The 14,867-nt window shown below is 41.3% G+C and carries 14 protein-coding genes, 1 other RNA gene and 1 riboswitch; of the genes, 12 read left to right on the top strand and 3 right to left on the bottom strand.

Annotated elements, in window-relative coordinates; translation table 11 throughout:
- From ybeY to BuS5_RS01380, 3 genes are read right to left on the bottom strand one after another with little or no spacing between them, the layout of a single operon-like run.
- Window positions 1-357, bottom strand: a complete 357-nt coding sequence (gene ybeY / locus BuS5_RS01390; protein ID WP_035264049.1) for an rRNA maturation RNase YbeY — start codon at window positions 355-357, stop codon at window positions 1-3.
- Complete coding sequence (locus BuS5_RS01385) at window positions 344-2,761, bottom strand: HD family phosphohydrolase (RefSeq protein WP_027352677.1); 2,418 nt, start codon at window positions 2,759-2,761, stop codon at window positions 344-346. The genes ybeY and BuS5_RS01385 overlap by 14 nt, the downstream gene beginning before the upstream one ends.
- Window positions 2,758-3,783, bottom strand: a complete 1,026-nt coding sequence (locus tag BuS5_RS01380; protein ID WP_051374509.1) for a PhoH family protein — start codon at window positions 3,781-3,783, stop codon at window positions 2,758-2,760. The genes BuS5_RS01385 and BuS5_RS01380 overlap by 4 nt, the downstream gene beginning before the upstream one ends.
- A 357-nt stretch (window positions 3,784-4,140) precedes the next feature.
- Here BuS5_RS01380 and BuS5_RS01375 point away from each other — a divergent pair, with 357 nt between their 5' ends.
- The 12 genes from BuS5_RS01375 (at window position 4,141) to cobI (ending at window position 14,864) form a co-directional block, all read left to right on the top strand.
- On the top strand, window positions 4,141-4,881 hold the full coding sequence (locus BuS5_RS01375) for a zinc ribbon domain-containing protein (RefSeq protein ID WP_027352679.1): 741 nt from the start codon (window positions 4,141-4,143) through the stop codon (window positions 4,879-4,881).
- Window positions 4,882-4,898: 17 nt separating this feature from the next.
- Window positions 4,899-5,286: RNase P RNA component class A (rnpB, locus tag BuS5_RS01370), an RNA gene on the top strand.
- A gap of 22 nt (window positions 5,287-5,308) precedes the next feature.
- Entirely contained in the window at window positions 5,309-6,616 is a 1,308-nt protein-coding gene (locus BuS5_RS01365; RefSeq protein ID WP_027352680.1) for an HPr family phosphocarrier protein, read from the top strand.
- Between the two features lie 108 nt (window positions 6,617-6,724).
- Window positions 6,725-7,414, top strand: a complete 690-nt coding sequence (ispD, locus tag BuS5_RS01360; RefSeq protein ID WP_035264057.1) for a 2-C-methyl-D-erythritol 4-phosphate cytidylyltransferase — start codon at window positions 6,725-6,727, stop codon at window positions 7,412-7,414.
- Between the two features lie 4 nt (window positions 7,415-7,418).
- Window positions 7,419-7,708, top strand: a riboswitch (cobalamin riboswitch).
- 171 nt (window positions 7,709-7,879) lie between these two features.
- Complete coding sequence (locus BuS5_RS01355; protein WP_027352682.1) at window positions 7,880-8,140, top strand: hypothetical protein; 261 nt, start codon at window positions 7,880-7,882, stop codon at window positions 8,138-8,140.
- A 174-nt stretch (window positions 8,141-8,314) separates the two neighbouring features.
- The gene (locus BuS5_RS01350; protein WP_027352683.1) at window positions 8,315-9,199 is read left to right on the top strand and encodes a sirohydrochlorin cobaltochelatase; all 885 of its coding nucleotides are present in this window, start codon (window positions 8,315-8,317) and stop codon (window positions 9,197-9,199) included.
- 84 nt (window positions 9,200-9,283) lie between these two features.
- Window positions 9,284-10,366: a FecCD family ABC transporter permease gene (locus BuS5_RS01345; protein ID WP_027352684.1), complete on the top strand. Its 1,083-nt coding sequence runs from the start codon at window positions 9,284-9,286 to the stop codon at window positions 10,364-10,366.
- A 1-nt stretch (window position 10,367) separates the two neighbouring features.
- Window positions 10,368-11,141 (top strand): ABC transporter ATP-binding protein, encoded by a 774-nt coding sequence (locus BuS5_RS01340; RefSeq protein WP_027352685.1) that lies wholly within the window; start codon window positions 10,368-10,370, stop codon window positions 11,139-11,141.
- Window position 11,142: 1 nt separating this feature from the next.
- Window positions 11,143-12,159 carry an ABC transporter substrate-binding protein gene (locus tag BuS5_RS01335; RefSeq protein WP_232222992.1) on the top strand — a complete coding sequence of 339 codons (1,017 nt, stop codon included), beginning with the start codon at window positions 11,143-11,145 and terminating at the stop codon, window positions 12,157-12,159.
- On the top strand, window positions 12,144-13,538 hold the full coding sequence (locus BuS5_RS01330) for a cobyrinate a,c-diamide synthase (protein ID WP_027352686.1): 1,395 nt from the start codon (window positions 12,144-12,146) through the stop codon (window positions 13,536-13,538). Before BuS5_RS01335 ends, BuS5_RS01330 begins: the two co-directional genes overlap by 16 nt.
- Window positions 13,535-14,155, top strand: coding sequence for a precorrin-8X methylmutase (locus BuS5_RS01325; RefSeq protein WP_027352687.1), 621 nt, complete (start codon window positions 13,535-13,537; stop codon window positions 14,153-14,155). The genes BuS5_RS01330 and BuS5_RS01325 overlap by 4 nt, the downstream gene beginning before the upstream one ends.
- Entirely contained in the window at window positions 14,148-14,864 is a 717-nt protein-coding gene (gene cobI / locus BuS5_RS01320; RefSeq protein WP_027352688.1) for a precorrin-2 C(20)-methyltransferase, read from the top strand. Before BuS5_RS01325 ends, cobI begins: the two co-directional genes overlap by 8 nt.
- Window positions 14,865-14,867 lie beyond the last annotated feature (3 nt).

The raw sequence follows: 14,867 nt of genomic DNA, 5'->3' as shown, positions 1-14,867 counted from the left end.
TTAGGAAAGTTCCCTTAAAATTTTCAAAAGTTCCTCGCTTTTTTGCTCCATTATCAAGGCTTCTTTGTCTGATTTTTCATGATCATAACCGAAAAGATGAAGAATGCCGTGCACCATAAGTTGCATAAACCTTTCTTCCATGCTTATATTAAAAAGGCTCCCTTCATCAGCCGCTTTTTCTGCAGAGATCACAACATCCCCTAAAAGCTGGGGCGCTATTTCCGGGTAATCGCCCCCGCGCATGGGAAATGCAATCACATTTGCAGGGCCTTCCCGGTTGAGGTATTTTTGATTTAGTTCGGTTATTTGCAGATTGTCTATAATGAGGAGGGATAGTTCTCCGTCAGGACAATCCAAGGCGTTTAAGATTGCCTGAGCCTTCTGTATTGTCTCTTGCTGAGGTATTTTGTAAAGATTCTGTCTGTTTTTTATCAGAACCGCCATTATGCCCATTCCCGTTAGCTGCTTGCTTTTTTTCCGGATATTCAATCCGGTGATGATGTATTCCGTTTAATATCTTGTTGAAACTTTTTGCTATTTTATGAAGATTTTTAAGTGTCAAGTCGCATTCATCGAGCTCTCCCTCGGCAAAAATTCTGTTGATGGTAGTCTGTACATGCCATTGTATTCTGGACGGGGTCGGATTTTCGAGTGTTCTTGAGGCTGCTTCAACCACATCCGCCAGCATTACAAGCCCGGCCATCCAGGTTTGAGGCTTGGGTCCGGGATATCTGAAATCATCTATTGTAACGGAATCATCGCCCTTAATCCTTTTGGCCTTACCATAAAAATAACTGATCAGGCTGGTCCCGTGGTGCTGTTGTATTGCGTTTATGATAATATCGCCCAGCTTATTTTTTTTAGCAATTTCAACGCCATCTTTTATATGAGAAATCAATATAAGGCTGGACATGGATGGCGCGAGTTTATCGTGTTTGTTTTTGCCGTTTGCCTGGTTTTCAATAAAATAGAGCGGTTTTTTTAATTTGCCTATATCGTGATAATAGCCGCATACTTTCGCCGCCAGGGGATTTACACCTATTTCAGCAGCCGCAGCTTCCGCCATGGAACCTACTACTACTGAATGGTGATAAGTTCCAGGAGCTTCTATCATGAGTCTTCTCAGGATAGGCATGTCAAGATTTGCAAGCTCAAGCATCTTGATATCCGACGTATAATCGAAAGCCATTTCAAAAAGAGGGGCGATTCCCGTTGTAACCGCTGCGGCCCCGATTCCGCCGATAAATGCAAATAGAAGATCCCACAAAAAGGCGAACTTGAAGTATTCTCCCAAATAAAGGCCTAAGACAGCGGCAAGCACCATATTGAGAAGCCCTAATTTTATGCCCGCTTTAATAAGTACCTTACGTTCCCTGCAATCCTGCGCCCAATAGGCGGCCATGACGCTGCTTAACAGGAAGTATATAAGGAATTCGAATTTGTTTGGAAAAACAAATGCGGTGCATATAGAAAAAACTATGGCTAAAAAAATTGCATTATTATATCCGAGGAACATGCAGGCTATCATGGCGCTTGATGCCAGGGGGATTCCGAACAGTATTGAAGATCCGGATATGGGAAAGGGCGCATGGATAGCAAGGGTTTCAGCTACGGATGAAGAGATTACTGTTATGAGAAAAAAAATTATGAATAGACTTGTTATAAATAAAAGGTCTTTGTTGTGGTTTATAGTTATTTTACCATTATGATTCATTTTGAGGATGTACGTGATTATAAAAAGAGATATAAGTATCATGGCCGCGCCAATGCTGTTAGAAAATAATTTTCCCTTTTTTGTTGCGACCTGAAGGTTGCGGAGTTTCGCCATATGATTTTCCGTAATTCGTTCTCCCTCACGCAGGATCATCTCTCCGGCCTTAACCTTGTATAGAATCGGTTTAACTTCCGAAGCGGCTTTTTCCTTTCGTTTATTTGTTTCTATGTAGTTAAGGCTGATATTAGGCCGTATGAGCCTTTGGGTAAAATCGGCTATTAGATTGCGTAGGCTGTAGCTGCAATTTTTAAGCAGGGGCTGCCCGATAATTCTTACCATGGTTTTGGCCTGGTCAGGTCCGTAAATCTTCCTGAGACCTTTAACCAGCACTTCCGAATCAGTGCCGGAATATTTCAAAATAATCCCCTTGCCAGCCTCTCTCAAGAGTATCTCCTTGTTTTTCACAACACCGTTTTCCAGTATTTCCTGGAGAATCCTGACGATGAGATCTTCTATGTTCACGGAAAATTTTTCTTTTTCGAAAACTTCGTATGCCCCTTTACTAACCGGAATCCCTATCTTTTTTTCAAAAATTGCCTTTCTATCCAGCATTATATGATGCGGGGTTGTTCCTATGATAACGTCTTCTACAGATAATTTCTGCAATTCCGCCCCGGACTTGAAATCCATAGTGGAATCCATCTTTCTCTTTTCAGATCCGATAAGCGTACGACTTTTTTCAAAGGCCCCACTAATATTGCTGGAAATTATATTGAAAAGAGACGTGTTGTAATCATAAACGGTCACAACATTCTCCATCGCCTCTTTACGCCTGGCTTCCGTGGCGTCCTTATCTTCTATAAAAAAATCCTTTTGAGCTTTAATGTCTTTATCTGCTATATCTCCGATTTTATACGATTGCTTTTTAACAATGAGGCTCGGATAGAGGGTGAGGGTAAAGAATACCGCCACAAACCCCAGCAGGATCCAGCGCACTGAATTGCCTGATAAAAAACGGCTGCGAATCGATTTTTTATTTTTTTTCATACTTGATTGCTGCTGTTTTGGTTTTCTACTTGTTCATAGGCCCTGATAATTTTTTGCACCAGTTTATGCCGGGCAACATCATTTTTAGAGAAAAAGACCATTTTTATGCCATCTACTTGATTAAGAATATTCTTTGCCTCTATTAATCCGGATGGTTGTTCAACCGGAAGGTCTGTCTGAGTAATGTCACCGGTAATGACGGCCTTGGAATTGAATCCGATCCTGGTTAAAAACATTTTCATCTGTTTGGAGGTTGTATTTTGAGCTTCATCCAGGATAATGAAGGCGTCGTTTAATGTGCGACCGCGCATAAAAGCCAGGGGCGCAACTTCAATAATACCTGTTTCTATCAGCCTTGATGCTTTCTCAAAGCGCATCATATCATGAAGTGCATCATACAGTGGTCTAAGGTAAGGGTTGACTTTTTCCGCCAAATCTCCAGGCAAAAATCCAAGAGTTTCACCTGCTTCCACCGCCGGTCTGGTTAGGACTATCCGGTTTACGATATTTTTTGCGAGCGCTGCAACGGCCATAGCCATGGCAAGGTATGTTTTCCCTGTCCCGGCGGGTCCTATTCCAAAAACTATATCATAACTTCGCATGGCATCAATATATTCTTTTTGAGCTCTGCCCCTAGGTGTAATTGAGCGTTTTTTTGATGTAACATAGACTGTATCTAAAAAAATTTCCTTTAAATTAATACCATCATCGGAAGATAGGAGTCGTATAGCATAATCGATATCATTCGAATAAACAGGATACCCCTTTTTTAGCAAATCATATAATTGCGTAAGCAATTTTTTGGCCAAAGAGGCGGTTGTTGCATCGCCTGTTATGTATACTGTGTTCCCCCTGGCATCAATGCTTAGGCTAAGCTCATCGGCAATCTGCCGGAGATTCTTGTTATAATCGCCGAAAAGTTGCCGTGCATTCTCAATATCAGCAAAAGTAAGCTTTATATGTTTTTTGTCGATTTTTTTTGACGTATTAATATTCAATACCGTATATTTTTTTGTTACCATCAATAAAATTAGATGGCGGTGGCGCTACCAAGAGCATACCGAATCTTTATCATATGTTTTTAAAGAAATGCAAACTATAGATTTCCACATTAATAATTTCACTCAACCGGATTTAACCGCGGAGAACCCAGGGATCGCTGAAGAGATTACATTAAAATTGCAGCGATTCCCCTGGGATTAAAATACCGATTCTACCATGGAAAAAAGTTTTAAGTACTCTTAAACCCCAGTGACAGAATCCCCCAAAAATAACATTGCCTAATATTTTATATTTTTTATTGACCTCTTACATTTAGCATGCTTAATGTAAGAGGTTAAAATGAGTTTTAAAAATATAATTTTTTTGGATATAATACTATGCTTAAAATAACAAGGGAACAGATTGGGAGACTAATAAAACTCCAACAGATAGAAACAGATAAAAAAAGAATTAAAGCTACACTTGAAAATCTCCCTGATCAACTTGCGGAGCTTGATACCGGACTCGATCGTGCTGAAAAGGCCGTTAATAATAAAAAAACGCTTTTGAAAGACTATGAGCAAAAATATCGTTCCTATGAATCGGATACGGAAATTAATCGCACAAAAATAAAAAAAAGCGAAGAAAAACTTGGATTCGCAAAAAACAACAAAGAATACCAGTCATCATTAAAGGAAATTCACGAACTTAAAAACAAAAATTCAAAAATCGAAGATGATATGATTGAATGCCTTGACCGAGCGGAAGAAATAGAGCGTGACATTAAATCCCGAAAAGAAGATTATAATAAAATTGGCAAAAAAATAAATATTGAAAAAAATATTATAAAAAATCAGGCCAAAAATGATGAGCATAAGCTATTAGAGCTCCATGCCGAAAGAGCTAACATAATAGAATCCGTTCAAAAGGATTTAATAGAAAAATTCTTTATCATACAAAAAAAGCAAACCAACGGTATCGCTATAGCGAAGGCTAAAAATTCTATCTGTTACGGATGTAACATGAATATTCCGCCACAGATGTATAATGACCTGCAACGCTGCGATAGTCTGAAATTTTGTCCATTTTGTGACAGGATACTCTACTGGGAACAGGAGAAGACAGATAACGCAGTATGACAACAGAATACACGGCCGGAGCAGTACAAACGATCGCTGGATATTTTATCCGGAGGAAAGTCCGAACACCACAGGGCAGGGTGCTCCATAACGTGGAGTCACGGTGACGTGAAGGAAAGTGCAACAGAAAGTATACCGCCTTTTTTGCCGATCTGTAAAGATCTGCAAAAAAGGTAAGGGTGAAAAGGTGCGGTAAGAGCGCACCAGTTCCCCGGGTGACCGGGGAAGCTTTGTAAACCCCACCCGGTGCAAGACCAAATAGGGGAGCGGCAAGGGTGGCCCGCCAAAGCTCCCGGGTAGGTCGCAAGAAATGCCGGGCAACCGGCATTTACAGATGAATGATCGTTACCGGAATGAGGGTAACCTCTTCCCGGCACAGAATTCGGCTTATGTACTGCTCCGGCCGTTTCATCAAGGAACGTCATAAATGACAAAAAATCACTTCACCAATATATCTTTTAAAGAAAAAACAAAGATCTTTTCAGAAGAATACCTGAAATGTTGTCTGTATATTTCTAATTTTGACATATCTCAATTTATATTTACGGAAAAACTCTTGCTCAAACTTGTCAGCTCATCTCAGATCCTTGAGGATTTCCTTGATTTTCACGGTGCCAGAAACAGTAAAAAGTGGTATTTTTACAGGGAGCTTACAGCTGCTGTAAGGCATTTAAGCCGTGGAAGCCTATATCAGAAACACATCTCAAAACGTTTAGATTTTTATATACTCGATAATGTAGAAGAGTTCAGAAAAGAAGGTTATACTACGCTAGATTTTTTAACTCAGACCTTAATCGATCTTGCACCTGTAATAATCGACGAGGCTCGCAGGCTTAACATACCAATCCCTGAAAACAGCTTTGAGCCCTCAGATTTTCCCAGCATTGTCACAAACGAGATTCTGGATTACGATATTGATGATGCAGACAGAGATCAACAGAAAAAAAATATTGTAAAAATAGCGAGTGACTTTCTTCAAATCATACGGGAATTTGAGCCATGGGAATCTTATGGGCCGCGAACGTTAGAGGAGATCAAAGAAATTGTTCCGGAAAAGGTTAATGAGGTGCTTGTAGGCCGCTTTGAGATGACGATTCACAATTTACAGTCCTCATTTGACACATATGTAATACACGGTGGTCTCAGGTTCGGAAACGAAAAATTTAAAAAATTACGCGGAATTTTTTCCGTTGTGTTTCACCTTCTCCAAACAACCAGCCGGCTCTTACATTTCTATGAACGGCATCTGTACGATGCCGGGTATAAAAATATTTATAAACATGTTCAGGGCCTCCTTTCCGACATTATCGATCCTGACGCATTAATAGACCGCACCATAAACTATGGTCTTTTTTATACCTGTTATTTCCTTTCCGCCGGTAAAAAGATAGCCAAGGAAATACTTAATGAAAATATAGAAAAATCTTCCATAACTGTCGGAGTGCCGGTGGAACTCGGCTTTCACAGCAGACCAAGCATGATGGTTGCTAAAATTGTGCAGCATTACGGCGGTAATGTAGAAATGTGTGTGGGAAATGATAGATTTGACGCCGGCAGCGTGCTTGATATACAGTGGGCTGGGGGTAAAATACAAAAAGAAAATATTGAGGAAGTCACCTTTCAAGGAGATGTGCGCTCTCTACATGATATTAAAATTCTTGCCCGTGTCAATTACGGGGAAGACTCCATGGGAAAGGGGATACCTCTTCCGAATGAATTAAAGCATCTGAGATAGCTATAAATTTTTAGATAATTAATTGCACAAGGCCAGAGGGAGGAAGGCGTATTGTAATACTCCGACGACCGATAACGCAGTGAAATTATTTATGTGGAAATTTATATTATGGTTTCAGCAATAATAGTCGCAGCAGGCCGGGGCATCAGGATGCAGAGTACCCGGCGCAAACAATACATTGAAATTGCCGGCATACCCATATTATCTCACACTCTGCGAGCGATTGATGCATGCGATTCGGTAAATGAAATCATCCTGATAGTCCCTGGGGAAGATATTGATTACTGTTATAACAATATAATCAGCAGCACAAATCTTTCAAAAAAAATCAGACTGGTTGCCGGAGGAGCTGAAAGGAGCGACTCTGTATATAACGGCATACTTGCTGTAAAGGATTTTAATAGTTTAGTGCTTATTCATGACGGAGTCCGCCCCTTTATCCGTCCTGAAGAGATTGATGCCTGTATATCCGCAGCAGAAGATTCCGGGGCAGCCATTCTGGCCGTGCCTGTTAATGATACCTTAAAGAGTGTTGATGATTCCGGAATTATAGATAAAACTCTGCCAAGGGAGAGAGTCTGGCTTGCACAAACTCCGCAGGTTTTTAAATATTCCATCATAAAAGATGCTCTATATAATGCAATTAAATCGAATTATTCAGGAACAGATGATGCCTTCTTTGTGGAACATATGGGAAAAAAAGTTAAAATTCTTAAGGGCAGCAGGTTAAATATAAAAATAACGACTAGGGAGGATCTTCAATTGGCTCAAGCAATAATTACCTTGACAGAAACATGAATCAAACATAAAGTTAATTAAAGGTGCTTTTATAAAGCTTAAAAGGGAATCTCGTATAGATTTTCAGATAATTAATTACACAAGGATAGAGGGAGAAAGGCGTATTGCAATACTCCGACGACCGATAACGTAGTGAAATTATTTATGTGGAAATTTATAGAAGCGAGAGTGGTCCCGCCGCTGTAATCGGGGACGAAATCTGCATATGCCACTGTCTGATTAGAATCGGATGGGAAGGCGCAGTGATTAGAATGATCCGAAAGCCAGAAAACCTGCCTTTAATGATAGATAGTTTATTCTGCGGTGAAACAGAATAAATGATAAGCAAAGGGCCGATAAACTGGGTAAAGCCCTTCAAGCCGTATAATGGTTTGAAGGGCTTTTTTTATTTCAAGGTGCAATACCGCCCGTCCCGGCCCTTTAACGCGGGACCTCCGAAAAATTTATGAAAGGGGGTGAATCTTGATGAAAACAGGAATAATAGTATATATCGCCGGCAGTGATTTGCCGGATAATGCTGTCGATCATAAAACAGCCGTCAGCAATCTTAACATTGAAGCTGACAGGCTTGAATTTGTATCAGCCACATCCGGCCACTTTGATATAAGCGATGCCTGGTGGTCCCTAACGGTTAAAGGTATGCAAAGAATTATATGCAAACTGGCCGAGTTCACCAGTTTAGGAGACCTTAAGCTGACCGGGCGCGAGCTCAGATTGTGCGGGTAACTTTTCCGGCATTACCCATAGGGTTTCGTCTACATAATTTCACTGCGTATCGGTAAAAACCTTCGGTCGACGTACCACCAGTACGCCTTCTCCAGGTTTTTACCTCTATCCTTGTGAAATTAATTATTAATCGATAAAAAATATTTTCTTTCTTTGGGAGGAATAAAATAAAAAATGAACAGTAAAAGAATTATCCAAGCCGCAGTTCTTATCGTAATCCTTGCCTTTGTCTGTATCTCGGCGCATGCACACGGCGACAACCGTCCCATGAAAAAAGGAATTCTGCTGGTAGCCTTTGGATCAAGCATACCTGAAGCGCAGGTATCTTTTAAAAACATCGACAACAAGGTCAAAGCCGCCTATCCTGGGATACCTGTGCGCTGGGCATTTACATCTTCCATTATACGCCATAAACTTGCAAAACAGGGTAAAAATCTCGATTCCATTGCAATAGCCCTTTCAAAAATGATGGAAGAAAATTTTACGCATGTGGCTGTACAGTCACTCCATACTATCCCGGGTGAAGAATATAATGACCTGATTGCGACAATCTCGGCCTTCAAACATATTCCCGGCGGATTTGATAGAATTATTGTTGGGCAACCCCTTATATCAAAACAGGAGGATATGGAAAAAGTTGCAGATGCCATTATTCAGAATATCCCCAAGGAGAGAAAAAAGAAAGATGGAGTGGTTTTGATGGGACACGGCACTCCGCACCCGGCCAATGCATTTTACGCGGCCATGGCCTATAATCTTCAACAGAGTGACTCGAATATAATTGTAGGGACAGTGGAAGGGAGCCCGACAATTGACGACGTAAAAAAGATGCTGCTTGCAAAAAAGATAAAAAAAGCATATTTAATACCATTTATGTCAGTCGCTGGCGATCATGCCAGAAACGATATGGCAGGTGATGAAGATGATTCATGGAAATCTATTCTAACTAAAGCCGGGATCAAATGTGTGCCTGTTCTTAAAGGTTCGGCTGAATTCGATAATATTGTCGATATCTGGGTTGACCATCTGGAGTTGCCTTTGGAACATTTTAACCATTAAGACAAAATATAACCCCTAACAAATAGAACCGGAATACTGAGCTATTGCCGGTTCTTTCTATTTTAATTGAGCGTTCATTCACAAATGACTTTAAACAAATTAAGAAAAACAGTCACAAGTTCAACCGGCGTCCATTTATTTTTACTTGGAATTTTTCTGTTTACAGCCATTATTGTATCATCCGGATCAGGTTATATTAATATAAACTTTGCAGATGTTTTCAAAATTATTGCTTCCAAAATTACCGGAAACAGGGATTTGCTTGAAGAAATGAACAAAATTTTCCCGGTAATAGTTCTTGATGTGCGTCTGCCGAGAATCTTAACTGCTTCCATTGTCGGCGCCGGCTTATCCATATCAGGGGCAGTATTTCAAGGGATACTCTTAAATCCCCTGGCAGACCCTTACACCCTGGGAGTATCCGCAGGAGCGGCTTTTGGCGCTTCGATTGCTATCCTGTTTAACATCAATCTTTTTACGATAGGCCTCTCCTCCTGTTCAGTGCCTGTTTTTGCCTTTGCCGGGGCCATTGCGACCCTTTTTTTTGTTATTTTTCTGGCCTCTTCAAACAGCTCGGCAACAAGGCCGGGGCTCTCTTCAAACAACCTGATCCTTTCCGGAATTATTGTTGCGGCAATATTGTCTGCCGGAATCAGTTTTTTGAAATATCTGGCTGATGAGCAGGTCTCTATTATAATCTTCTGGCTGATGGGGAGCTTTGCGTCGAGCGGATGGCTGGATATACAACTGACCCTGCTGTTTGTATGCGCAGGTTTTTTAGTATCCTTTTTTTTTGCCAGAGATCTCAACCTGATGGCCCTGGGTGACAGGACAGCTTCCTCGCTGGGCGTGGACACAAAAAAGGTAACCCTTGTGCTTCTTGTAACGGCCTCTCTTGTCGCGGCAGTTTGCGTTTCTGTTTCCGGCATTATCGGCTTTGTGGGCCTGTTGATTCCCCACATGACAAGAGCTGTGACCGGGCCCGACAACAGGAGACTTATTCCTGTTTCCATGATGGCCGGAGCTATTTTGCTTTTATGTGCGGATACCCTTACAAGGGCTGTCTTACCATCAGAGATTCCCATAGGGGTTCTCACGGCTATGATAGGAGGTCCTTTTTTCTGCTACATATTTAAAAAACGACAAATCTCCGGAACCGGAATATGAAATGGGTTTTAATATAAAAAAAGTATCGTTTTCATACGGAGATAACAAGGCAATTGATAATGTTTCACTCTATCTTGAATCTGGCCGGTTTTACGGAATAATAGGTCCTAACGGTTGCGGCAAATCGACTTTTCTGGATCTTTTGTCCAGGCAGAGCAGGCCGACGGCAGGCTCTGTTTTTTTTATGGGAAAAGACCTGGCAGAATACTCAAAAAAAGCATTATCCAGATTAATAGCCCTGGTTCCGCAAAATTTTTATATTAATTTTTCATTTACTGCTCGGGAAATAGTATTGATGGGAAGATATCCCCATATTCCGAGATTTTCAGCGCCGGCCCCGCAAGATATTAAAATAGTTGACGATGTAATGACAAAAACAGGTACATGCCAGTTTAAAAACAGATTTATTACCGAACTGAGCGGAGGTGAGAGACAGAGGGTTGTCTTTGCAAGAGCACTGGCCCAGGATACTAATGTTCTGATTCTGGATGAAGCTACCTCAAACTTTGACATCAATCATTCCATCAGGATGCTGAACCTGGCCGCGCGGGGTGTTGAAAAAAACGGTAAAACCGTGATAACAGTATTGCAGGATGTTAATCTTGCAGCAATTTTTTGTGAATACCTGATCTTTATCAAAAACGGACGTATTGCAGCTTACGGCAAAACCAACGAGGTTTTAAATGAAAACTCAATCAAATCAGTTTTTAGCGTTGATGCCAAAGTTTATCAGGATTCTTATTCAAATTCAAAGCAGGTGGTCTTCAGGAGGTAGGTTGTCAACTGTTTTTCATATTTTGTTGTTGCTTTCAGGGATATGGCTGAACACTTACGGCATAGTTTATGCATCTTCTTTTTGTATTAAAAATGATACTTTAATAATAGACCAGCCCATAATAGACCCGTCCATAATAGATCAATCCGGTAGAAAAATTGTTGTCAACAAACCTTTTAAACGGATTATATCCCTTTATGGCGCGCATACCGAGAATCTCTTTGCTCTTGGTCTTGATGAAGAAATCATCGGAGTTGCAAGAAATGAAGTATATCCTGAAAAGGCCTTGTTAAAACCGGTCTTCTCCTATCATGATGGCCCGGAAAAATTTTTGGCGGCAACGCCCGACCTGGTGCTTGTCAGGCCGATGATCGACCGCGGATATCCTCAATTAATGCAAAGGCTGGAACAAAATGGAATCACCGTCTGCTCCATTCAGCCTGCAACCATAGAGGAGATGTTCCTCTACTGGAAAATCTTAGGCATTTTAACAGGAAAAAAAGAAAAGGCCTCAGAGGTAACCGCACATTTCAAACAAAGCGTTTCTTTATTTGAGGTAATAACAAAACAGATCAAGAATAAAAAAAGGGTCTATTTTGAAGCCATACATAAAAGGATGAAAACGTTTTCTTCAAATTCCATGGCTGTATTTGCACTTGAAAAAGCAGGCGGCATAAATATAGCAAAAGATGCAAAGCAAGTACGCAATACCAATATTGCCGCATATGGCAAGGAAAAAATACTCTCCCATGCATCGGAAATCGATGTATTCCTGGCGCAATACGGCACAATGAACAGACCTTCGTTATCCTTGATTAAAAATGAACCTGGATTCTCCCTGATAAAGGCAGTCCAAAACGGAGAAATCTATATTATTGATGAAATGATAGTTTGCCGGCCGACATCAAGACTCCTTAACGGAATTTACGAAATAGGCCGGATACTATATCCCGATTATTTTAATAAAAATGTTGAAGCGGCAATAATAACAGGAGGTTTACTATTAAAGGAGTTGTAATAGCGGGAACAAGCAGTGGCTGCGGAAAAACAACCGTAACCTTAGCACTTATGGCGGCCTTGTCCCGGCAGGGATTAAGTGTAGCTCCTTTCAAGGTAGGGCCTGATTTCATAGATCCGGGGCACCATGGCAGGATCACCGGTAAAACAAGCAGGAATCTGGACGGATGGATGCTGCCCAGAGAATATAACCTTGCATGCTTCGGAAAACATTGCGCAAATGCAGACATGGCAATTGTGGAAGGGGTCATGGGACTCTTTGACGGTTATGACGGTAAAACCGAAGCAGGTTCCACCGCTCAAATGGCCAAGTGGACAGGCCTCCCTGTGATCCTGGTGGTCAACGCCAAAAGCATGGCCGGAAGTGCCGCGGCCCTGGTTCAGGGTTTTGAAAGATTTGATAAAAAGCTTTCATTTGCCGGGGTTATCTTTAATAATATTGGAAGTGAACGGCATCTTGAATATCTGCGCGAAGCTTTGGAGAATAATGTTAATATGCCGTGTCTGGGCGGCATTATTCGAGATGAAGATATAACCATACCTGAAAGGCATCTTGGTCTTGTTACTGATAATGACCATCCCCTGTCGGACAAAAATAGAGAAAAATTGGCTGACTTAATTGAAAAGAGCATAGATATTCAACATCTGCTCAATATCCTGCCTGATATACCGGCAGATTCAGGGTTTGATAAAAAGCTTCCGAATATATTAAAAAAATATATTAACATCGGAGTTGCAAGAGACAATGCCTTTTGTTTCTATTACCAGGATAACCTTGATATGCTTCAGGCAAATGGTGCTAACCTGGTTTTTTTCTCTCCCATTAATGACAAAGGCCTGCCCGATAACCTGGACGGCCTTTACTTTGGAGGAGGTTATCCAGAATTATTCGCAGAAGAGTTGTCAAAAAATATTGAACTTGCCGCACAAGTCAGACAGAAAAGTATTAACGGCATGCCGATTTACGGAGAATGCGGCGGTTTTATGTATCTTTGCAGCAAACTTTATGATCATCATGATAATGCATATTGCATGTCAGGCTGCCTCCCCTTTACAACAAGAATGTTTACAAAATTAAAAGCCCTGGGGTATCGCGAGATTTCATTGTCACAGGATACTATTATCGGCCGCGCAGGAGAAAAAATAAAAGGGCATGAATTTCATTACTCCGAAACAGATGACCCTTTGATGGAAATAAACATAGACAATATTTATAAGGCCGCCGACAGAAGCGGTCAGGAGAAGAAATTAAAAGGTTACAGGATAAATAATACCCTGGGGAGTTATTGCCATCTGCATTTCGGCTCCTGTCCGGATACTGCCAAGACATTTACAGACGTTTGCAGGGCTTATAATAAATGTAAAAGGACAAAAAAATGAAACCATCTGATATTGAAGCCTTAAGCTTTAAAATAATTGACGAGGAAGCTGGGGAACATAATTTTTCGAAAAAAGAATGGCCAATAGTCCGCCGAATGATTCATACTTCAGCCGACTTTGAATATATGCAAACAGTCCGCTTTCACCATCAGGCCATTGAAGCTGGTATAAACGCCATGCAACATGGGGAAACAATCATAACAGATACAACGATGGCCATGTCCGGTATCAGCAAAAAAAGGCTGAACGGCTTTAATGTAAAGGTAAAATGCCTGATCAGCGATGCTGAAGTTGAAAAAATGGCTGCTGAGAAAAAAACAACCAGGGCGCATGCGGCAGTCGATGCGGCAGTTTCAGATATGGAAGGCGGAATATATGTTATAGGAAATGCTCCGACTGCGCTTTTGCGCCTTATAGAGCTTATTAAAACAGGAAAGGCTGCGCCGGCGCTTGTTGTCGGCCTGCCGGTGGGATTTGTAAACGCGGCAGAATCAAAGGCTGCGCTTATAGAAACAGATTATCCTTACATTACAAATATCGAGCGTAAAGGTGGATCAAATATAGCTGCAAGCGTAATTAACGCCCTTGCAAATATAGCAAAAGGAGAACATGAATAAAAAAACAGGAACATTATACGGTATAGGAGTCGGCCCGGGCGATCCTGAGATGATAACCTTAAAAGCCGTAAAAATTTTAAAAAAAGTAGATATAATTTTTGCTGCTGCTTCCAGCAAAAATCAGCATAGCCAGGCAGTTAATATTGCAAAATCACACATACCCGATACAGCAAAAGTCGAAATGCTCCCTTTCCCCATGACCAAAGATAAAAGTGTGGCTCAAAAAGCCTGGGATGAGCATGCCCGCAAAATAATTACCCTGCTGGAACAAGGGCAGGATGCGGCTTTTGTAACACTCGGAGATTCAATGGTATACGCGACATATGGATATATCCTCCAGTCTACCCAAAGACTTGCTCCACACTTGAATGTAGTCAGCATACCAGGCATAACCTCTTTCCAGGCCGCGGCATCACGCCTGAACAGACCGCTGGTGGAAGGCGAAGAGTCTCTTCTGCTGCTTTCCGGCGCCAACGGCGGCGACCGCTTGAGACAGTTCGCCGGTAAAGCGGAAAATGTTGCTATATTAAAAGCCTATAAAAAAGTTAAAGATATAGTCTCTGCCCTGGATGAAACCGGGATGACGGAAAACAGCATTGCAATAACAAGCTGCGGATTACCCGACGAAGAGGTTATTGAAGATGTAAGAACGCTGGAAAAAAAGCCACCGGAATACTGGACTCTCATTCTTACCAAAAATACAAAATAGAAT

This window comes from Desulfosarcina sp. BuS5 (assembly GCF_028752835.1).
Classification (GTDB): domain Bacteria; phylum Desulfobacterota; class Desulfobacteria; order Desulfobacterales; family BuS5; genus BuS5.
The sequence above is the reverse complement of the archived record's forward strand: the minus strand, read 5'-3'. Positions and strand labels throughout refer to the sequence as shown.